18 protein-coding genes are annotated in these 19,320 nt (G+C 64.4%); 10 read left to right on the top strand and 8 right to left on the bottom strand.

Going from position 1 to position 19,320, the window contains the following annotated elements:
- Nucleotides 1-41: 41 nt before the first annotated feature.
- The 3 genes from ACQY78_RS05280 to ACQY78_RS05270 all read right to left on the bottom strand — a co-directional run bounded on the left by ACQY78_RS05280 (nt 42) and on the right by ACQY78_RS05270 (nt 1,315).
- The gene (locus tag ACQY78_RS05280) at nt 42-404 is read right to left on the bottom strand and encodes a PRC-barrel domain-containing protein (RefSeq protein WP_428683444.1); all 363 of its coding nucleotides are present in this window, start codon (nt 402-404) and stop codon (nt 42-44) included.
- Between the two features lie 89 nt (nt 405-493).
- The gene (locus ACQY78_RS05275) at nt 494-769 is read right to left on the bottom strand and encodes a hypothetical protein (RefSeq protein ID WP_428683442.1); all 276 of its coding nucleotides are present in this window, start codon (nt 767-769) and stop codon (nt 494-496) included.
- A gap of 159 nt (nt 770-928) precedes the next feature.
- On the bottom strand, nt 929-1,315 hold the full coding sequence (locus ACQY78_RS05270; protein ID WP_428683440.1) for a nuclear transport factor 2 family protein: 387 nt from the start codon (nt 1,313-1,315) through the stop codon (nt 929-931).
- Between the two features lie 125 nt (nt 1,316-1,440).
- Between ACQY78_RS05270 and ACQY78_RS05265 the strand changes: the two genes are divergently transcribed.
- On the top strand, nt 1,441-1,923 hold the full coding sequence (locus ACQY78_RS05265; RefSeq protein ID WP_428683438.1) for an Lrp/AsnC family transcriptional regulator: 483 nt from the start codon (nt 1,441-1,443) through the stop codon (nt 1,921-1,923).
- A 191-nt stretch (nt 1,924-2,114) separates the two neighbouring features.
- Here the strand turns inward: ACQY78_RS05265 and ACQY78_RS05260 are convergent, their stop codons facing one another.
- Nucleotides 2,115-3,344, bottom strand: coding sequence for an LLM class flavin-dependent oxidoreductase (locus ACQY78_RS05260; protein WP_428683436.1), 1,230 nt, complete (start codon nt 3,342-3,344; stop codon nt 2,115-2,117).
- 117 nt (nt 3,345-3,461) lie between these two features.
- Between ACQY78_RS05260 and ACQY78_RS05255 the strand changes: the two genes are divergently transcribed.
- Nucleotides 3,462-3,986, top strand: a complete 525-nt coding sequence (locus ACQY78_RS05255) for a GNAT family N-acetyltransferase (RefSeq protein ID WP_428683434.1) — start codon at nt 3,462-3,464, stop codon at nt 3,984-3,986.
- 204 nt (nt 3,987-4,190) lie between these two features.
- Here the strand turns inward: ACQY78_RS05255 and ACQY78_RS05250 are convergent, their stop codons facing one another.
- Complete coding sequence (locus tag ACQY78_RS05250; protein WP_428683432.1) at nt 4,191-4,439, bottom strand: hypothetical protein; 249 nt, start codon at nt 4,437-4,439, stop codon at nt 4,191-4,193.
- A gap of 227 nt (nt 4,440-4,666) precedes the next feature.
- On the opposite strand from ACQY78_RS05250, the gene ACQY78_RS05245 reads away from it, so the two are divergent.
- Entirely contained in the window at nt 4,667-6,421 is a 1,755-nt protein-coding gene (locus ACQY78_RS05245) for a caspase family protein (RefSeq protein WP_428683430.1), read from the top strand.
- Between the two features lie 21 nt (nt 6,422-6,442).
- Here the strand turns inward: ACQY78_RS05245 and ACQY78_RS05240 are convergent, their stop codons facing one another.
- Entirely contained in the window at nt 6,443-9,943 is a 3,501-nt protein-coding gene (locus tag ACQY78_RS05240; RefSeq protein ID WP_428683428.1) for an indolepyruvate ferredoxin oxidoreductase family protein, read from the bottom strand.
- A 173-nt stretch (nt 9,944-10,116) separates the two neighbouring features.
- Here ACQY78_RS05240 and ACQY78_RS05235 point away from each other — a divergent pair, with 173 nt between their 5' ends.
- The 6 genes from ACQY78_RS05235 to ACQY78_RS05210 all read left to right on the top strand — a co-directional run bounded on the left by ACQY78_RS05235 (nt 10,117) and on the right by ACQY78_RS05210 (nt 16,149).
- A complete protein-coding gene (locus tag ACQY78_RS05235) occupies nt 10,117-11,091 on the top strand; it encodes an NAD-dependent epimerase/dehydratase family protein (RefSeq protein WP_428683426.1) in 975 nt (324 codons plus the stop codon).
- 180 nt (nt 11,092-11,271) lie between these two features.
- A complete protein-coding gene (locus tag ACQY78_RS05230) occupies nt 11,272-11,802 on the top strand; it encodes an AAA family ATPase (RefSeq protein WP_428683424.1) in 531 nt (176 codons plus the stop codon).
- 83 nt (nt 11,803-11,885) lie between these two features.
- Entirely contained in the window at nt 11,886-13,655 is a 1,770-nt protein-coding gene (locus ACQY78_RS05225) for a M3 family oligoendopeptidase (protein WP_428683422.1), read from the top strand.
- 6 nt (nt 13,656-13,661) lie between these two features.
- Entirely contained in the window at nt 13,662-15,011 is a 1,350-nt protein-coding gene (locus ACQY78_RS05220) for an ABC1 kinase family protein (RefSeq protein ID WP_428683420.1), read from the top strand.
- Nucleotides 15,008-15,922: an NAD-dependent epimerase/dehydratase family protein gene (locus ACQY78_RS05215; RefSeq protein ID WP_428683418.1), complete on the top strand. Its 915-nt coding sequence runs from the start codon at nt 15,008-15,010 to the stop codon at nt 15,920-15,922. The genes ACQY78_RS05220 and ACQY78_RS05215 overlap by 4 nt, the downstream gene beginning before the upstream one ends.
- A 68-nt stretch (nt 15,923-15,990) precedes the next feature.
- A complete protein-coding gene (locus ACQY78_RS05210) occupies nt 15,991-16,149 on the top strand; it encodes a DUF6726 family protein (RefSeq protein ID WP_428683416.1) in 159 nt (52 codons plus the stop codon).
- On the opposite strand, the gene ACQY78_RS05205 is transcribed toward ACQY78_RS05210, so the two are convergent.
- Both ACQY78_RS05205 and ACQY78_RS05200 read right to left on the bottom strand, forming a co-directional pair.
- Complete coding sequence (locus tag ACQY78_RS05205) at nt 16,139-16,801, bottom strand: HAD family hydrolase (protein WP_428683414.1); 663 nt, start codon at nt 16,799-16,801, stop codon at nt 16,139-16,141. The genes ACQY78_RS05210 and ACQY78_RS05205 overlap by 11 nt on opposite strands.
- A complete protein-coding gene (locus ACQY78_RS05200) occupies nt 16,798-18,423 on the bottom strand; it encodes a thiamine pyrophosphate-dependent enzyme (RefSeq protein WP_428683412.1) in 1,626 nt (541 codons plus the stop codon). The genes ACQY78_RS05205 and ACQY78_RS05200 overlap by 4 nt, the downstream gene beginning before the upstream one ends.
- 57 nt (nt 18,424-18,480) lie before the next feature.
- Between ACQY78_RS05200 and ACQY78_RS05195 the strand changes: the two genes are divergently transcribed.
- Complete coding sequence (locus ACQY78_RS05195; RefSeq protein WP_428683410.1) at nt 18,481-19,137, top strand: SanA/YdcF family protein; 657 nt, start codon at nt 18,481-18,483, stop codon at nt 19,135-19,137.
- Nucleotides 19,138-19,320: the final 183 nt, after the last annotated feature.

The raw sequence follows: 19,320 nt of genomic DNA, 5'->3' as shown, positions 1-19,320 counted from the left end.
CCCGGCATGAGGCATCTGGCCGGCATCATTGACGCTGTGCCTTACCAGTAGGTCGGCACGCCGTAATACTTGTCGACCTGGCGGCCGTAGTCGGGCGTCCAGCTGAAGTCTTCCGCACCGTCGTAGGTCGGGGCGCCTTCGAGGATCTTCCTGTCGAGGGCCACCACGTAGCCGCCCTGGCGCTCGTCATACTTCAGTGTCGACCACGGCAGGGGATGGTGCTTCTCGCCGATGCCGAGGAAACCACCGAACGACATGACGGCATAGATGGCGCGGCCGCTTACCTTGTCGATCATGATGTCCTCGACGGTGCCGAGCTTGTCGCCCTGCAGATTGTAGACGTCGGTGCCGGTGACACGTTCGGCGGCGATCAGGTTCTTCGGAGTCAGGGTCAGGTCGGTCATTGCTCTCTCCTGCTTGGGAAGGGTCGCGTGATGAACGCGAGCTTTCCCGGGCAGTTGCGGAGGTCGCAAAGACTTCACATTGTCGCCGCCTAATCCGTCGTCTTGCGCAGCCTCTCGCCGACCGCGGCGATCATCGCTTCCAGAGTGACATCCTTGACGTCTGCAGCACGGGGAAGGGCGCGGTAGCGCTGGCGCCCGAACTCGGTGAGGCGCGGCACGCCGGCGTCGATCTCGACCAGCGACAGAGATGTCAGGCGCATGAGATCGCGCGGCGCGAGGTCCTTCAGCGGCGAGATGCCGAGAGCGACCCGTCGCAATGTCACTTCCTCGTTCGGACTGAGTGGAGCATCCAGGCTGCGTGACATCGTCTTCCCCTCGCACAACTAGAGGCCCAATCCCGTTCGCAGGGCAAGATAAACTGGCCGCATCTCCGGTGCGGTTTGTCTTGTGGGCGTTAACTAGCTGACGGAAGCGGCGAGCGTATGACGTCTCCTGTGACTTTCCTGCGACCTCCTGGCAGCCCTTCAGGCGCGTGTGTGGGCATGGAAGACCTTGCTGTCGATCCGCCAGCCGTCCTCGCGCCGGACCATCACGAAGAAATCCGTGTAGCGCGTGCCACGCCAGTCGAGCGCCTCGAGCCGCGCCATCGCGGCCCCGCCGGCTGCCTCGATCACCACGATGCGGGTTTGCAGGCCGGGCGCCGGCCCGCCCTTGGCGACGGCCTCGCAGAACTCCTCCAGGCTCCAGGTGACGGGCTTGCCGCCATAGCTGCCGCTCACACGGGCGCCCTCGGCGAAGGCCGAGCGCAGCAAGGCGATGTCGCCCGTGCGCGCGCCGTCGATGTAGCGCTGGAGCGTCTCTGCGATGGCGCCGGGTACGGCGAAGCTCTCGATTTCAGTCTGGTCGGTCATGCTGTCCTCCTTGGGGAACGAGGTCAGTTTTCGTCGATCGCGGTTGGCATGTCCTTGCTTTCATGGCTCATGGAAGCCAGTGCAGTGGCACGAGATAGCGTCTGTACGTGCCAGGAGAGTCGAAGATGCCAATCGAAGAGCTGGATGCCATCGACCGGCGCATCGTGGCCGCGCTTCAGGCCGACGGACGGCTGAGCAATGTCGATCTCGCCGAGAAGGTGGGCCTGTCGCCGTCGCCCTGCCTGCGCCGGGTCAACCGGCTGGAGCGCGAGGGTTATGTCGAGGGCTACCGCGCGATGCTCGGCCGCAAGCGCATCGGGCTAGGCCTCACCGTGTTCGTCGGCGTGAAGATCGAGGGCCATGCCGACGACCGCGCCACGACCTTCGAGGAGGAAGCCATCGCCTTTCCGGAAGTCGTCGCCTGCCACATGGTCGCCGGCGACGCCGACTATCTGCTCGAGGTGACCGTGCCCGACCTCGACGCCTATCAGCGCTTCCTGGTGGGCAAGCTGCTCAACCTGCCGTTGGTGCGCGAGGTGAAGAGCACCATCGCGATCCAGACCTTGAAGGCAGGCGCCGTCCTGCCGCTGGGGCATCTGGCGCCCTGAGCTAGGGCAATCGCATATGGCTTGGTAAGGCCGGAGTAGTTGGCGGTTCCAAGAAAGTGAAAGGTCCCTCACTCCGTTCGGGATGACAATTTTGTTGGGATTTGCGCAGTGCGCCAATCAAACAAACGGTGTCATCCCGAACGTAGTGAGGGACCCTTACCTCATATGCGATGGTCGTACCCTGAGCCGCCTCACTCTGCGGCGCGTACGCCCTGCGGGACAGCCTGTGTCGTCGGCGCGATGCCCTTCATCGTGCCGCCGTAGCGGTCGGTGAAGGCGGTCGTGTCGATTTCCGCCAGGTCGATCTCGCGGTTGAGGACCTGCTCCTTCCACTTCAGCAACTCGGGATGGGCGCCCTGGAACTCGGGCATCACTTCCTTCGCGAACAGCTCGAGCGATTCGCAGATATCCTCGTGGCGGTTCTTGCCGGCCTGGTTCAGCAGCACGACCTGGTCGATGTTCGACTCCTGGAACTTCTTCAGCTTGCGCCGGATCGTGTCCGGCGAGCCGATCAGCCCGCCGCGCAGCGAGGCCGCGTGCTGCTCCGGGTTGGCCTTCTTCCACTTCTCGTACTCTTCCCACATGTTGACCGTGCCGGCGGCCGGCCGCCGCCGGTCGGACGACTGGCCGTAGAAGCGCAGCGCGAACTGGAAGAACGTATCGCCGTCGGCGCGGGCGCGCGCCTCCTCGTCGGTCTTGGCGCACATGAAGAAGCTGACCAGCGCGATGTTGGGATTGCTCTTGTAGTCGGCGAGCTTCTTCTGCCGCTTCACGAAGGCGTTGTAGTAGGCGTGCACCCAGGCATGCGCGGCATCGGCCGAGACGAACTGGAAGCCCAGCGCCCCCATGCCCCATTCGCCGGCCTTGGTCAGCGTCTGCAGCTGCGAGCAGGCGACCCAGAGCGGCGGGTGTGGCTTCTGCAGCGGCTTCGGCACGACCATGCGCAGGGGAATGTTCCAGACCTTGCCCGCGTGCTCGCTGGGCCCGTCCTTGAACATCGGCATGATGGCGCGGACCGCTTCCTCGAAGATCTCGCGCTTGTTCTCCATGGTGACGCCGAACGGCTCGAGCTCGGTGATCGAGGCGCTCTCGCCCATGCCGAACTCGCAGCGCCCGTTCGACAGCAGGTCGAGGGTCGCGACGCGCTCGGCCACGCGCGTCGGATGGTTGGTCGTCACCTGGAAGATGCCGTGGCCCAGACGGATGTTCTTGGTCCGCTGGCTCGCTGCCGCGAGGAAGGACTCAGGGGAGGGCGAGTGGGAATACTCTTCGAGGAAGTGATGCTCGACCTGCCACGCATGATCGTAGCCCAGCCGATCCGCCAGCTCGACCTGGTCGAGCGCGTTCTGATACAGCCGATGCTCGTCACCGGGGGCCCACGGGCGGGGCAGTTGCAGCTCGTAGAAGATGCCGAATTTCATGGCGTTCCCTCCTTTTGGAGAGAGCATGACGGACAATGGACCCGCCGCAAGAGGGGGCGTCCTCCTATTTCGCTCCATGAAGCGACATCGGGGGCGGCCATGAACTAGAAGCGCGGCATGAACAGCAAGAAGATCACGCTCGCCGTCGCCGAGGCCGCCGACCTTCCCGCCTTCAAGAGGGAGTTGCAGGAAGCGTTCGCCGTGGCCGTCATCGAGGAATTCGGCTCGCTGCCGGATGGCCCGATCCCTTCGGACGAAGACCTCGACGCCTCGCTGGCCGCGCCCGGCGCCGTCACGCTGCGCATTCTCTCCGAAGGCCGCAAAGTCGGCGGTGCGGTGGTCATGATCGACGAAGCCACGCACCGCAACGCACTGGACCTCTTCTTCATCTCGCTCGGCGGCCATGGAAGGGGCATCGGGCACGCGGCCTGGCAGGCCATCGAGGCGCGGTATCCGCAGACCCTCGTGTGGCAGACGCACACGCCTTACTTCGAGAAGCGCAACATCCACTTCTATGTGAACAAGTGCGGCTTCAGGATCGTCGAGTTCTTCAACCGGCATCACCCGGACCCGCATCGACCGAGCCCCGATGACCTGCCCGGCGACGGTGAGGCCTTCCGCTTCGAAAAGGTGATGCGATAGGGCGGCCGGCCCGGCGAAAGGGGCTCTAAAAGGACGTTAGAACGGGTTCTTTGCACGTGGCGGCGGGTGCGACCGGCCCGGCAGCGGTACCAGGATACCTGTTCCGGGGGGTGCGACTCTCATTTCGAATGATTCGTTTATTGCGTTTATTTCGTTTATTCGCCAGGATCGGGCTATTCGATGGCCTAGCTGGCGCTATATTATTTAGCTTGCGAAAATCTTGGTCTGCTTGCTCGCCGCCGCGAGGAAGGACTCAGGGCTCAGTGAGTGGGGAAACTCTTCGAGGAAGTGATGTTCGACCTGAGATGCATGGTCGTAGCCCAGCCGGTCCGCCAGCTCGATCTGGTCGAGCGCGTTCTGATAGAGCCGATGCTCGTCACCCGGCGCCCACGGGCGGGCAGCTGCAGCTCGTAGAAGATGCAGAATCTGGTGCTTTCCTACACGAGAAAACATGGCGGCAAATGCAGCCGATCAAAATAGGGCGTGGATGTGTGTTTCGCTGGCAGAGATTGGTGGCAGGTTATTGTAGTTAGAGGATGTTGGTCGGCGGTATTCAGGTAAAGCCTCTGCCATCGTTATGGAAGAATGCTGGACTAGGAAGAATCATCCTCAGAGATCGCGTTGGTCTTTTAGCGCAACGAATAGTAGCATTTCACAGCAGATAACCCTGAAAGTCATAGATGGCCGATATGCAGGTTTACCGCCCTCAATACCTAAACAGTAGGGCGCTGGTGATTGGTGTAAACAAATATCGCTTCGAGCCGCCGTTAGCATACGCCCGCAATGATGCGCAGGCCTTCTCCGATGCAATTGTCTCCGATTTTGGCTTTGCATCCGACAACGTTGAACTGCTGCTGGATGAGCATGCTACGAAATCGGCAATTATGGAGACTTTCCTGAGATTCGCTAAAGATCCATCGGCTAGCGCTGATGATCGGATTGTCGTCTTCTTTGCTGGTCATGGCCATACAGAACCCGGCAGGAGAGGAGAAATTGGCTTTCTCGTTCCGGTTGACGGCAAGAGTGCAGATCTTTCGACTCTTATCCGATGGGATGAGTTGACCAGGAACAGTGAACTCATCCCTGCAAAGCACATCTTATTCATCATGGACGCCTGCTACGGTGGTCTAGCTTTGAGCCGAAAGCCCGCATCGCCTGGTAGCATGCGATTTCTACGGGACATGCTTCAGCGATACTCGCGCCAAGTATTGACCGCAGGCAAGGGAGACGAGCCTGTTTCTGATGGCCATGGGACGCGGCCAGGGCATTCAATTTTTACTAGCCATGTTCTCGACGCTCTCTCGGGATCGGCAGCTTCCGAAGAGGGGATAATTACGGCCAGTCGAGTAATGGCCTATGTGCAAGATAAAGTAGGAAACGACGCGCAATCTCAACAAACACCGCACTACGGCTATGTAGACGGGGATGGAGATTTCATATTCACAATGAAAGGGCTCGAAGCGCTGAGTATGGAAGATCAAATTGGTACCGATCTTCTGATCAGGCTTACTCCAGATATTGGGACCGCGACTAATTCGGGAGAGGATGTTGGGGAAAAAATAAAAACTCTCCTCTCCGATCCGACGTTGCATATTCGCCTTGATGACTTCGTTTCCTCCAATCTCAAGCAAACTCTCAGATGGCTAGAGGGCGATGAGTTTCCCGTCAGCGGTCCCATCTCCAACGAGATGGTAGTAGAGAGAATTGCCAGATACGAAAGCGCAATCGAAGATCTTCGCACCATCACGATAATGCTATCTCGTTGGGCAGATACGAGACAGCTCGCTTTGTTGGGAAGACTCTTCGCGCGGTTAGCGGATGCGGAACGATCGGGTGGAGGTATAACTATCTGGATCAACCTAGCATGGTATCCAGTTTTCTGTTTGATGTATGCGGGGGGGATTGCTGCATTGGCGGACGAGCGATTCGATTCGTTAGCGGCAATCCTGACGAGACATGTGCAACTGGACAGCAGTATGCGAGGGCAAATTGATGTGCCTTTGCTCATGCCTGTGGTCGACAACGTTAGTGATGTGTCGGAACACTTTAAGCTGTTACCTGGTCGAGAGCGCAATTTTGCACCTGTGAGCGAGCACTTGTTCTCAACTCTGCAATCGCCACTTGAGGAAGCGCTATTTCTTGGACGTTCCTATGAAGGATTGTTCGATCGCTTTGAAATAATTCTGGCATTGGCTTTTGCGGACGAACGGGATCGACAGAAGGAATTCGTCTGGGGGCCGCCCGGCCGATTTGCTTGGAAGTATCGTCGCGGACACGGAGCTAGTGCCTATGATCTTCTGGTTTCAGAGGCGAAAAAGCGTGGGAACGCCTGGGGGCCACTTGTTGCGGGTATGTTTCAAGGATCAATCGAGCGTTTTGTAGCGATTGCTGATGCCTATAAGCGCGAAGTTCTGGACCAACTTCGATGGCGGTAGTTGGCAAAGATATGTCTGGTTTTACTCCGCCGCCGCCTTCATCGCCTCCGGGTTGCGCCATTGGTGGAGCAGGTCGGCTTCCTTCTTCTTGGCCTTCTCCAGGTGCGCGTCCTTCACGTGGCCGTAGCCGCGGATGTCGTCGGGGATGGAGGCGAGCTTGATCGCGAGCGGGTGGTTCTGGGCGGATAGGGTCGCCAGCAGTTCGTCGATCAGCGCTTCGTAGTCGGCGATCAGTTTGCGCTCGGTCTTGCGTTCCTCGGTGTAGCCGAACACGTCGAACCTGGTGCCGCGCAGGCCCTTGAGCTTCGCCAGCACGCGGAAGGCCGGGAGCATCCAGGCACCGAACTCCTGTTTGATGAGCTGGCCGGTCTGCGGGTCGCGGCTGGAGAAGAGCGGCGGGGCGAGGTGAAACTTGAGCTTGTAGTCGCCGTCGAACTGCTTGCTGAGGCCGGCCTGGAAGGCGGTCTCGGTGTAGAGGCGGGCGACCTCGTACTCGTCCTTGTAGGAGAGCAGCTTCGAGTAGTAGAGCGCGACGGCCTCGGCGAGACCGGTCTGGCCGATCTTCTGTTCAGTGGCGCGCACCTTGTCGACCAGCGCCTTGTAGCGCTGGGCCAGCGCCGCGTTCTGGTAGCCGGTCAGGTGCTTCGTGCGCGAGGCCACGATCTCGTCGAGCGTCTTCGGCTGGCTGCGCGTGAAGGCGACAACGTTATCCTTGGTCGCCTTGGGCGCGACCAGCTTTTCGACCGCGGCGCGGTCGGCGGCGGCGCGGCGGCCCCAGCGGAAGGCCGCCAGGTTCATCGGCACGGCGGCGCCGTTCAGCTCGATGGCGCGCTCGATCGTTTCGTGCGCGAGCGGGATCAGGCCCTTCTGGTAGGCGTAGCCCAGCACGAACATGTTGGTGGCGATCGAATCGCCCATCAGCGCGGTGGCGATGCCGGTGGCGTCGAGGAAATCGACCCCGTCGGCGCCGGCCGCGGCCTCGACCGAGAGCTTCAGCGTGTTGGTCGGGAAGGCGAGGTCGGGATGGCGCGTGAACTCGCCGGTGATGGTCTCGTGCGTGTTGACGACGGCGTGCGAGACGCCGGGCTCGAGGCTGGCCAGCGCGTTGGGGCTGGCGCTGACGACCAGGTCGCAGCCCAGCAGCACGTTGGCGCCGCCGGCGGCCAGGCGCACGGCGTGCAGGGCTTCGGGCGTCGCGCCGATGCGGACGTGGCTGATCACCGCGCCGCCCTTCTGCGCCATGCCGAGCTGGTCGAGCACGGTCGCGCCCTTGCCTTCGATATGGGCGGCCATGCCCATGATGGCGCCGATGGTGACGACGCCGGTGCCGCCGATGCCGGTTATGAGGACGCCGTAGGGCTTGTCCTCGACCGACGGAAGCGTCGGCGCGGCCGGCATCTCCGGCTCCGGCGCGGCGGCGCCGTCGGTCTTCTTCGCGGTGACCGCCTTGCCCTTCTTCAGCGTGCCGCCCTCGACGCTCACGAAGGAGGGGCAGAAGCCGTTCTGGCAGGAGAAGTCCTTGTTGCAGGACGACTGGTCGATGGCGCGCTTGCGGCCAAACTCGGTCTCGACCGGCACGACCGAGAGGCAGTTCGACTTCACGGAACAGTCGCCGCAGCCTTCGCAGACGGTTTCGTTGATGAAGAGCCGCTTGTTGGGATCGGGGAAGGTGCCGCGCTTGCGGCGGCGGCGCTTCTCGGCGGCGCAGGTCTGGTCGTAGATCAGGACCGAGACGCCCTTGACCTCGCGCAGCTCGCGCTGGACCTCATCGAGCTGGTCGCGGTGATGGAAGGTGACGCCCGGCGCCCACGGCGTGCCGACCGGATATTTGTCCGGCTCGTCGCTCACCAGCGCGATGCGGCCCACGCCCTCGGCATGGACCTGCTGGCTGATCGTCCAGGGATGGACGTTGCCGTCGTGCGGCTGGCCGCCGGTCATGGCGACGGCGTCGTTGTAGAGGATCTTGTAGGTGATGGTGGTGTTGGTCGCGACCGCGTGACGGATCGCGAGATAGCCCGAATGGAAGTAGGTGCCGTCGCCCAGGTTCTGGAAGACGTGCGGCATGTCGGTGAAGTGGCTGGCGCCGACCCACGGCGCGCCCTCGGCGCCCATGTGGGTGAAGGTCTTGGTGTTGCGCTCCATGCCGATGGCCAGCGTATGGCAGCCGATGCCGGCCATCGCCATCGAGCCGTCCGGCACCTTGGTCGACGTGTTGTGCGGGCAGCCGGAGCAGAAATAGGGGACACGGGCGAGGCCGGCCTCGTTGCGCACCTGGCGGCCGGCGCGGCGCTTCAGCGCCTCGAAGCGCTCCTTGGTGCGGCCGCTGAACGAATCGAGGCCGAAGCGGGCGACGATGGCCGAGGCGATCTCGAAGGGCGTGAGCTCGCCGTCGGTCTTGAGCAGCATCTGGCCGCGCTCGTCGGTCTTGCCGACCACGACGGGGCGGCGGTCGGCCGGAGCGTTGAACAGCGCTTCCTTGAGCTGCTGCTCGATCAGGTTGCGCTTCTCCTCGATCACCAGGATCTCGCGCTTGCCGGCGGCGAAGGCGATGGCGCCCTCGGTCTCCAGCGGCCAGACCATGCCCACCTTGTAGATGGCGAGGCCCAGGCGCTCGGCTTCGGTGTCCTCGATCCCTAGCTCGTCCAGCGCCTGGCGCACGTCGAGATAGGACTTGCCGACGGTGACGATGCCGAAGCGGGCGTCGGGCCGGCCGAGCATCAGCCGGTCGAGCTTGTTGGCGCGCCAGTAGGCCAGCGCGGCGGGCTGCTTGATGGTGACGACGCGGCGCTCCTGGCCCAGCCAGTCGTCGGGCCAGCGGATGTGCACGCCGTCGGGCGGCAGGACGAAATCGGTGGGGGTGTGGATCTCGACCCGGTGCGGGTCGATGTAGACCGAGGCCGAGCTGTCGACCGTCTCGCTGAGCACCTTGAAGGCCACCCACAGGCCCGAGTAACGCGACATCGCGAAGGCGTGCAGGCCCCAGTCGAGATATTCCTGGACGCCGGCGGGGTGGATGACCGGCATGCCGGCCGACATGAAGGCCGGCTCGCTCTGATGGGCGACGGTCGAGGATTTCGCCATGTGGTCGTCGCCGGCGAGGGCCACGACGCCGCCATGCTTGGAGGTACCGGCATAGTTGGCGTGCTTGAAGACGTCGCCGGAGCGGTCGACGCCGGGTCCCTTGCCGTACCACATGCCGAACACGCCGTCGTAGCGCGCGCCGGGATAGAGGTGGATCTGCTGGGTGCCCCACAGGGCGGTGGCGGCCAGGTCCTCGTTGATGCCCGGCTGGAACTCGATGTGGCTCTTCTTGATGAACTTCTTGGCCTGCCACAGCGCCTGGTCGAAGCCGCCGAGCGGCGAGCCGCGATAGCCGGAAATGTAGCCGCCGGTGTTCAGGCCGGCGGCGAGGTCGCGCTGGCGCTGCATCATGGGGAGGCGCACCAGCGCCTGCGTCCCGGTGAGGTAAACGCGTCCGCGTTCGAGAACGTACTTGTCGTCTAGGGTTACCGCGAGGGGCATGGCAACCTCCCTGACATTTCAATATGGGGACGGTAGCGACGTTTGCACGCGGCAGGCAATGCGGAAGGCGGCCGTGGCCGAAAAACGACGGTTTAGGTCAGGCGGGGCGGGCGGCAACCCGCTGCCGTTTCAAGGTGTCACCCTGGTGTGAAATGTTGTAAGCGTCCGCCGCCATGACTTCAGTCCTTGTTACAGGTGTTGCCGGGTTCGTCGGCTCCCACGTCGCCCGGGCCCTGCTCGCGCGCGGCGATCGGGTCGTGGGCATCGACAATTTCAGCGAATATTACGATCCGGTGCTGAAGTTCGCCCGGTTGAAGCCCCTGCGCGAGACCGCCGGCTTCACTTTCGTCGAGGGCGACATATCGGACCGCGCGACGATGCTGGGGCTGGCCGACCGCCACGGCGGTCTGGACCGGATCGTCCATCTGGCGGCCCAGCCGGGCATCCGCCATTCGCAGATCGACCCCTACATCTACGTCCAGACCAACGTGATGGGGCATCTCGTCGTGCTGGAGCTGGCGCGCCAGCTGGGATCGCAGCTCAGGCACCTGGTCTATGCGTCCTCGTCGTCGGTTTATGGCGGCAACGACAAGATTCCCTTCGCGGTCGGGGACCGGGTCGACCATCCGGTCTCGCTGTACGCCGCCACCAAGCGGTCCGGCGAGCTGATGACCGAGACCTACGTGCACCAGTACGGCCTCAAGGCGACCGGCCTGCGCTACTTCACGGTCTACGGACCCTGGGGGCGGCCCGACATGTCACCCTATATCTTCGCCCGGGCGATCCACGAGGGCCGCACGATCCCGCTCTATCACCACGGCAAGCTGAAGCGCGACTTCACCTACATCGACGATATCGCGGCCGGGACGCTGGCGGCCCTCGACCAGCCGCCCGCGACCGCCGGGCACCGGCTCTACAATCTCGGCGGGTCGCGCAGCGAGGAAATCCTCGACGTCATCGCCCTGTTCGAGAAGGCCCTGCGCCGGAAGGCCGTCATCGAGCTCAAGCCGGGCGAGCCGGGCGACATGCCGGAAACCGCCGCTGACATCGACGCCACGACCCGCGACTTCGGCTGGACCCCCAAGGTCAGCGTCGAGAGGGGCATCCCGCTCTTCGTCGACTGGTTCAAGGCCTACAACCGGCTCTGAGCCGAGCAAAGCTCGGCACCTGAAGAACAGAAGGGTCCCTCGCTTACGCTCCAGGGCGGTGGTTAACCCGCTCGGGATGACACCGTTTGTCTGATCGGCGCACTGCGCAAACCCCAGCAAAGTTGTCATCCCGAGCGTAAGCGAGGGACCTTTACCTCATACGCGACAAGGGAAGACAGCATGAGGACGGGCAGGTTCATCCTCACCGGGGCGCCGGGGGCGGGGAAGACGGCGGTGGTGCGGCAGCTCGAGGTGGACGGCCTCGCCGTGGTCGAGGAGGCGGCGACCGACGTCATCGCCCTCGAACAGGCCAAGGGCGTCGCCGAGCCCTGGACCGATCCGGATTTCATCGACCGGATCGTGGCGCTGCAGCGGCAGCGGCGGCTGGCCGTGTCGGGAGAGGTCCAGTTCCACGACCGGTCGGCCTTCTGCACCGAGGCGCTGGCCGCGTTTCTCGGCCATCCGCCGTCCGATCTGCTGCGTAATGAAATCGAAGAGCTGAAGCGCTCCGGCTTCTACGAGCGTCGCGTCTTCTTCGTGCGCCTGATGGGATTCATCGAGGCCACGGCGGCGCGGCGGATCGGCCTGGAGGACGCAAGGCGCTTCGAGGCGGTGCATGAGCGCACTTATCGTGCGCATGGCTTCGAGCTGGTGCCCGTCGAGCCCGGAAGCGTGGTAGATCGGGTGGCTGCGATCCGGCGTTCGCTCTAGTACTTCCCTCTAGGCACGAAGTGGGGCCTCTGGTCACGAAGCGGGGCGCGCCCCATATCAGTAGCGACGCAGGGAGTTTTTGGATGAACGTTGTGCTGGGCGATCTGCCGACCTGGAATTTGGCCGACCTCTATTCGAGCCCGGGCGGGACGGACCTGAACGCCGACCTGAAGCGCGCCGCCGCAGAGGCCGAATCTTTCGAGAAGGACTACCAGGGCAAGATCGTCGGGCTCGACGGCAAGGCGCTGGGTGGGGCGATCGTTCGCCTGGAGGCGATGAGCGACCTGCTGGGGCGGATCGGCTCCTATGCCCAGCTCTATTCCGCCCAGGATCAGTCCGACCCGGAACGCAACCGGTTCGCCCAGGACATCTCCGAGAAGCTGAACGACATCGGCTCGAAGCTCCTGTTCTTCCGGCTCGAGATCAACAAGATCGAGGATGCCGACCTCGCCGAGAAGCTGAAGGCACCGGAACTCGCGAAGTATGGGCCGTGGCTGCGCGACGCGCGCCTGTTCCGCCCGCATCAGCTCTCCGACGAGCTGGAGAAGTTCCAGCACGACCAGTCGGTGGTCGGCAGCAGCGCCTGGTCGCGCCTGTTCGACGAGACGATCGCGCGGCTGCGCTATCCGTTCGGCAACGAGATGCTGAGCGAGCCGCAGATCCTCGACAAGCTGTCGAACAAGGATGCCGCGGTGCGCAAGGAGGCCGCCAAGTCGTTCGGCAAGGTCCAGGGCGACAACATCGCGGTCTTCTCGCTGATCACCAACACGCTGATCAAGGACAAGGAGATCGACGATCGCTGGCGCAAGTACGCCCGACCGCAATCGTTCCGGAACCTGGCCAACGTGGTCGAGGACGAGGTCGTCGATGCGCTCGCGGCCTCGGTGAAGGCGGCGTACCCGAAGCTCGCCCATCGCTACTACAAGCTCAAGGCCAAGTGGTTCGGCGTCGAGACGATGCCCTACTGGGATCGCAACGCGCCGCTGCCCGAGCATGACGATCGCACGATCCCATGGCCCGAGGCCGAGAAGATCGTGCTCGACGCCTATAACGCGTTCTCGCCGGAGCTGGCCGATGTCGGTCGCAAGTTCTTCGGCACCGGCTGGATCGACGCGCCGGCGCGGCCGGGCAAGTCGCCGGGCGCCTTCGCCCATCCGACGGTGCCGTCGGCGCATCCGTATCTTCTGCTGAACTACCAGGGGAAGGTGCGGGACGTGATGACGCTGGCCCACGAGCTGGGCCATGGCGTGCACCAGGTGCTGGCGGCCAAGCAGGGCCCGCTGATGGCCGACACGCCGTTGACGCTCGCCGAAACCGCGTCGGTGTTCGGCGAGATGCTGACCTTCCAGTCGCTGCTCAAGACCGCGCCCGACAAGGCCACGCGCAAGGCGATGCTGGCCGGCAAGGTCGAGGACATGCTGAACACCGTGGTGCGCCAGATCGCGTTCTACGATTTCGAGTCGCGCCTCCACATGGCGCGCCGCGAGGGCGAACTGACGCCGGACGCAATCGGCGAGATCTGGATGGCGGTGCAGAAGGAGAGCCTCGGTCCGGCCTTCACCTTCGACGACGAGTACAGGCACTACTGGTCCTATATCGGCCACTTCATCCACTCGCCGTTCTACGTCTACGCCTATGCCTTCGGCGACTGCCTGGTGAACTCGCTCTACGCGGCGTACCAGGCCCAGCCCGACGGGTTCCAGGAGAAGTATCTCGACATGCTGCGCTCGGGCGGCGTGAAGCGGCACAAGGAGCTGCTGGCGCCGTTCGGTCTCGACGCCTCCGATCCCGCCTTCTGGGACAAGGGCCTCGAGGTGATCTCGGGCTTCATCGACGAGCTGGAGAAGCTGTAGGCCGCGATGGCAGATGAAGGTGACTCCCTGGGCGGACGGCTCGGGCGCTATGCCCGGGTCGGCACGTCGGTCGGCGGGCTGGCGGTCAAGCTGGCGGGGCAGCGCTATCTCGGCTTCAACCTCGACCGCGACAAGCATGCCGGCGAGCTGAAGGCGGCGCTGGGCGGGCTGAAGGGCCCGCTGATGAAGGCGGCGCAATTGCTCGCCACCATCCCGGACGCGCTGCCGCCGGAATATGCCCGCGAGCTGGCGCAGTTGCAGGCCAACGCGCCGGCGATGGGCTGGGCTTTCGTGCGCCGCCGCATGGCCTCGGAACTCGGCCCTGACTGGCAGGCCAAGTTCGCCCGCTTCGACAAGGAAGCGTCGTTCGCCGCCTCGCTGGGCCAGGTCCACCGCGCGACGCTGCTGGACGGGCGCGAGGTCGCGGCCAAGCTCCAGTATCCCGACATGTCCTCGGCGCTGGAGGCCGACCTCAACCAGCTGAAGCTCGTGTTCGCGATCGGCCAGCGCGTCGATCCGGCGATCCGCACCGACGAGATCCATGCCGAGATCACCAGCCGCCTGCGCGAGGAACTCGACTATCGCCGCGAGGCCCGGCACGCGGCGCTCTACCGCCACATGCTGCGCGACGAGCCCCAGGTCCACGTGGCGGCCGTCGTCGCCTCCCATTCGACCGAGCGCCTGCTCACGATGGACTGGCTGCAGGGCGAGCCGCTGCTCAACTGGAAGACCCGCTCGCAGGAAGAGCGCGATGCACTGGCCATCGCCATGTTCCGCGCCTGGTACGTGCCGTTCTACTTCTACGGCGCCATCCACGGCGACCCGCATCTCGGCAACTATTCGGTGCGGCCCGACGGTTCGGTGAACCTGATGGACTTCGGCTGTATCCGCATCTTCCCGCCGCGTTTCGTGCGCGGCTCGATCGAGCTCTATCGCGCGCTGATGACCGACGACGAGGCGCGCGCCGTCGCGGCCTACGAGGATTGGGGCTTTACGGGTCTGACCAAGGAGATGATCGCGATCCTCAATCGCTGGGCCGCCTTCCTCTATGGGCCGCTGATGGACGATCGTCCGCGCCGTCTCACCGAGGGGATGGCCGAGGGCTATGGCCGCGAGATGGCGCAGAACGTGTTCGGCGAGCTGCGCAAGATGGGCGGCGTGCGGCCGCCGCGCGAGTTCGTGTTCATGGACCGCGCCGCCATCGGACTGGGCTCGGTGTTCATCCATCTCCGCGCCTCGATCAACTGGCACCAGCTCTTCGAGGGGCTGATCGACGGCTTCGATGTCGATGCGCTGACCCAGCGGCAGGACCTGGCGCTTAAAGAGGCCGGACTCGAGGACGCGAGCCAGCCGTGAACATCCTGGTGACCGGCTCCTCGGGCTGGCTCGGCCAGACCCTGGTGCCGCGGCTCGCGCGCGACGGCCACAAGGTCGTGGGCCTCGATCCGGAACCGGGTGCCACGACGAGCGTGGTGGGTTCGGTCGTCGACCGCGCGCTGGTCCGTCGCGTGATCCGCGACGAGGGCATCACCGCCATCGTGCATGCCGCGGCGCGCCACAAGCCGCATATCGAGACCCATGACAATTCCGAGTTCGTCGCCGTCAACGTGCAGGGGACGCTGAACCTGCTGGAGGAAGCGGTCGCGCCGGGCTCGCCCGTCGACCGCTTCGTGTTCACCTCGACGACCTCGCTCATGATCTCGCAGGAGATTCGCGACGGAAAGGCCGGCGGGGCGAAGGAGGCGGTGTGGATCGACGAGACGATGACGCCGCTCAGGCCACGCAACATCTACGGCGTCACCAAGCTCGCTGCCGAGGAACTGTGCCGGCTGTTCAATCACCTGCACAAGCTGCCGGTCCTGATCCTGCGCACCTCGCGTTTCTTTCCCGAGGAAGACGACATGGCCCATGCCATCGTCCAGTCGGGCGAGAACACCAAGGCCAACGAGTTCCTGTTCCGCCGCCTCAGCGTCGAGGATGCCGCCGAGGCGCATGTCGTCGCGCTGTCAAAGGCGCAAGAGATCGGCTTCGACACGTTCATCGTCTCGGCACCGACGCCGTTCACGCGCGACGATTGCCACGACTTGATCACCGATGCGCCGGCGGTCGTGGCGCGCCTCTTCCCCGACTATCGCGCACTCTATGAAAAGCGTGGCTGGACCATGTTCGACACGATTGACCGTGTCTATGACGCCGGCAAGGCGGAGTGTGTGTTGGGTTTCAGGTGCCGCACGGACTTTGCCGAGATCCTCGCAGGGTTGCGGTAGCGGCAACAAATCCGGTTGGAGGGCGTTTCATCGGAATGATGACCCGCATTCTCTCTCCCAAGCGATTCGTGAGCGCTGCGGTCCTCCTGACCGTCGCGGTCGCCCTGTCCGGCTGTGGCGTGGTGGCGTTCCCCGTCCGCGTGACCAGCGCCACGGCAAAGATTGTCCCGGTGGCCGGCGACGTCGTTGCCTATCCGCTCGACAAGACCGCCGACGCTATCGACTGACGAGGCCGCGAACGGCGTGCAGATCGGGCACGACCAGAGCGCACAATTCTCTGATTTCGTCGGTTGCGTCGAGAAGGTCAGGCACCATGATCGTCATCATGCCGGCAGCGGCTGCCGACCTGACACCATTGTGTGAATCCTCCAGCGCAAGACAGCAGACGGGATCGATGCCCACCAATCCAGCCGCCTTCAGATAGGGATCCGGTGCGGGCTTGCCGTTCAGATAGTCACCGTGCGCCACGACGTGGTGAAAACGTCCGGTGAGATCATGCGCACTCAAATGATGGCGGACGGTGTGATGGGTCGACGAGGTCGCAATGGCGCGCGGGAGGGCGAGCTGATCGAGGGCATCCAGCAGTTCGACGACGCCGGGCTTCAACGCGAGTCGGGCATCCACGATCAAGTCGAAGTGCCGATTCCAGGCCGCCCTGAAGTCGTCCACTTCGAAGCCCGGTCCGTAGTGCCCCACGAGGAACTCGCGCGACCGTATCCACGGGCGGCCGATCATCGCGAGGAAGATGTCGGGCGTCATGGGTTGCCCGACTTCATCCGCGGCCGCCATGATCGCTTCCTGGTAGAGCTGCTCGGTATCGAAGATGAGGCCATCCATGTCGAAGATAACGGCCTGCGGGCGTCGTGGAAGCTTCATCATCCTCGTACTTTCGGCATCATGATCAAGTCCCAGGGGCTGGGGACGTCGCCATGGGGGACCCAGACCAGCGCGGGTGCGTTCAGCGCGAACGCCTTGTGCAGGGCGTCTTCCAATTGCCTGGCGTCGAACGCCTTGAACGAGGCGATGCCGAAGGAATCGGCCAGCTTGGCGAAGTCGGGATTCTGCAGGTCCGAGGCGATCAGCCGGTTGCCGTAGCGCTCCTGTTGGATGCGCTTCACGTTGCCGAAGGCGCCGTTGTCGAACACCACGACGACCACGGCGATGTTGTGCCGAGCGGCGGTGGCGAGCTCTCCCACCTGGTACATGAAGCCGCCGTCGCCGGCGATCGCCAGGACCTTGCGGTCGGGCATCGCGGCTTTGGCGCCGAGGGCCGTGCCGAATCCCCAGCCGAGATTGTCCTGGTAACCCGGCGACAGGAACGTGCGCGGCTTCTCGATGGGCAGCGCGACGCGCGAGGCGAAGCCCATCTGCGAGACCTCGTCGACGAAGATGCCGTCCTCGGGCAGCGCGTTGCGGATCGCCTTCAGGAAGGAGAGCTGCGGCTCGAGCTTGGACAGCCGGCCCGCGAACCAGGCGCGATGGCCGTTCAGCTCCTCGGCGCGCGAGGCACGCTTGCGGTTGTGGCGGCCAAGCGCCGCGATCAGCGCCCGAAGCTGCGGCGCGGCATCGCCAACCAGCGCGGCATCGGGCTTGCGGAAACGCTCGGGCTCGTCGGGATCGATGTCGACCCGCACCACCTTCAGCCTGTCGTCGATCCCCCAATTGCCGTTCTGGATGAAGAAGCGCGTGCCGACCGCCAGTACGGCATCGGCGTCCTTCCACAGGCGATGGCCAATCGGCATGTCGACGGCGAGCCGGTGCGAGGAGGGAACGATCCCGCGGCCGCGGCGGTAGGAGCTGACCGGCGCCTCGAGCATCTCGGCCAGCCTGATGATCTCGTCTGAGGCGTCCATGGCGCCGCCGCCCAATACGATGATCGGTCGCTCGGCCTGCCCGAGAATCCGCGCGGCCGTCTCGATCGCCTCGTCGTCGATCGTTTCCGGCGGGAGGGGCAGCGGCGCATCGGGGATCACCACCTCGCTGCGCTTGGCCCAGGTATCGAGCGCGCATTCCAGCGCGACGGGACGCGGGCGGCCCGAGGTGGCATGCCAGATCGCCTGGCTCACTAGGGTCGGCGCCTCCTGCGGGCTGCGGATTCGTTCGGCCCATTTGGTGATGTGGCGCATGAGGCCCAGCTGATCGTGGATCTCGTGCAGGTGGCCATGGCCCTTGTCGATGTCGGCCTGCGGGATCTGGCCGATCAGGCCGATCACCGGCGCGTTCATGCCATAGGCCGTGAGCAAAGCGGCGCCTGCATTGAGCAGGCCGGGACCGGGTACGACCCCGAAGGCCTGCGGCTTGCCGGTCGCCAGCGCCGCGCCCAGCGCCATGTAGGCCGCCGTCTGCTCGTGGCGCGGATGGATCACCCGCAGCCGGTCCGAAGCGTGATAGAACGCGTCGAACAGCGGATCCTGATGCAGGCCGGGCAGGGCATAGACCGTGTCGAGACCGTGCAGCAGGAGGGTTTCGACCGTGGCTTCGGCGGTGCTGAGGCGGGGCATGCGGGCTCTCTACGGAGGGTGACGAGCGGGTGTCGGGAGTGTGATCAAGGCGATGACATGCGGTTGATGTTGTACGCGGTGCTCGCGCTCGGCGCGATGGCCCTCCTGATGTCTCTCCTGTCATGGGCCGCCGAACGCCGGCTCGAAGCGCTGGCCGCGGCGTACATCACCGACGATCCGAAGAGGCTGCCCGACGTGCCGGTGGCGCTCGTGCTGGGGGCCGCGCCGATCGGTCCGGAGGGCGGGCCCAATCGCTACTTCGTCTACAGGCTCGACGCGGCCGCTGCGCTCTACAAGGCCGGCAAGGTGAAATACCTGCTGGTAAGCGGCGACAACAGCCGTGCCGACTATGACGAGCCGACGGCGATGCGCGAAGGGCTGATCAAACGCGGTGTGCCGCCCGAGGCGATCTACCGGGATTTCGCGGGGCTTCGCACGCTGGACTCGATCCTGCGGGCGGAATCGGTCTTCGGGCAGACGCGCATGATCATCGTGTCCCAGCGCTTCCACCTCTCACGCGCGATTTTCCTTGCGCGCGAGCAGGGCATCGAGGCCTGGGGCTTCGAGGCGCAGGACGTGACGCGGGCCTACAGCCTCATGACCGAGTTGCGGCGCTACCCTTCGGCCCTGCGCGCCTATGTCGACGTCTGGTTCGACACGCCGCCGAAATATACGGGCGCGCGCATCGCCATTGGAAAAGATCCGCCGAATTGATGTCGTCCTCGTCTTAGCAAAAACGGCTAGCCTTTAGACGCTTCGCAAGGAGCGCGCGGGCCCGGATGGCCATCCGGGCCCGCGCGGCCGGTCGTCGGATCGACGTCGTCTGATCCCTTTGGGGGATGAGCTCAGCAAGATCGCGGCCGGCCTCTTCACCCGATCCGGATGGTTGCCCGAACT

The organism is Reyranella sp. (assembly GCF_965279625.1).
In the GTDB taxonomy this organism is placed as follows: domain Bacteria; phylum Pseudomonadota; class Alphaproteobacteria; order Reyranellales; family Reyranellaceae; genus Reyranella.
This window is presented reverse-complemented; position numbering and strand designations above follow the sequence as displayed.

Coding starts and splice junctions, on each gene's coding strand:
- ACQY78_RS05280 (WP_428683444.1), bottom strand. CDS start 404: ATGACCGACCTGACCCTGACTCCGAAGAACCTGATCGCCGCCGAACGT.
- ACQY78_RS05275 (WP_428683442.1), bottom strand. CDS start 769: ATGTCACGCAGCCTGGATGCTCCACTCAGTCCGAACGAGGAAGTGACA.
- ACQY78_RS05270 (WP_428683440.1), bottom strand. CDS start 1,315: ATGACCGACCAGACTGAAATCGAGAGCTTCGCCGTACCCGGCGCCATC.
- ACQY78_RS05265 (WP_428683438.1), top strand. CDS start 1,441: ATGCCAATCGAAGAGCTGGATGCCATCGACCGGCGCATCGTGGCCGCG.
- ACQY78_RS05260 (WP_428683436.1), bottom strand. CDS start 3,344: ATGAAATTCGGCATCTTCTACGAGCTGCAACTGCCCCGCCCGTGGGCC.
- ACQY78_RS05255 (WP_428683434.1), top strand. CDS start 3,462: ATGAACAGCAAGAAGATCACGCTCGCCGTCGCCGAGGCCGCCGACCTT.
- ACQY78_RS05250 (WP_428683432.1), bottom strand. CDS start 4,439: ATGTTTTCTCGTGTAGGAAAGCACCAGATTCTGCATCTTCTACGAGCT.
- ACQY78_RS05245 (WP_428683430.1), top strand. CDS start 4,667: ATGGCCGATATGCAGGTTTACCGCCCTCAATACCTAAACAGTAGGGCG.
- ACQY78_RS05240 (WP_428683428.1), bottom strand. CDS start 9,943: ATGCCCCTCGCGGTAACCCTAGACGACAAGTACGTTCTCGAACGCGGA.
- ACQY78_RS05235 (WP_428683426.1), top strand. CDS start 10,117: ATGACTTCAGTCCTTGTTACAGGTGTTGCCGGGTTCGTCGGCTCCCAC.
- ACQY78_RS05230 (WP_428683424.1), top strand. CDS start 11,272: ATGAGGACGGGCAGGTTCATCCTCACCGGGGCGCCGGGGGCGGGGAAG.
- ACQY78_RS05225 (WP_428683422.1), top strand. CDS start 11,886: ATGAACGTTGTGCTGGGCGATCTGCCGACCTGGAATTTGGCCGACCTC.
- ACQY78_RS05220 (WP_428683420.1), top strand. CDS start 13,662: ATGGCAGATGAAGGTGACTCCCTGGGCGGACGGCTCGGGCGCTATGCC.
- ACQY78_RS05205 (WP_428683414.1), bottom strand. CDS start 16,801: ATGATGAAGCTTCCACGACGCCCGCAGGCCGTTATCTTCGACATGGAT.
- ACQY78_RS05200 (WP_428683412.1), bottom strand. CDS start 18,423: ATGCCCCGCCTCAGCACCGCCGAAGCCACGGTCGAAACCCTCCTGCTG.
- ACQY78_RS05195 (WP_428683410.1), top strand. CDS start 18,481: ATGCGGTTGATGTTGTACGCGGTGCTCGCGCTCGGCGCGATGGCCCTC.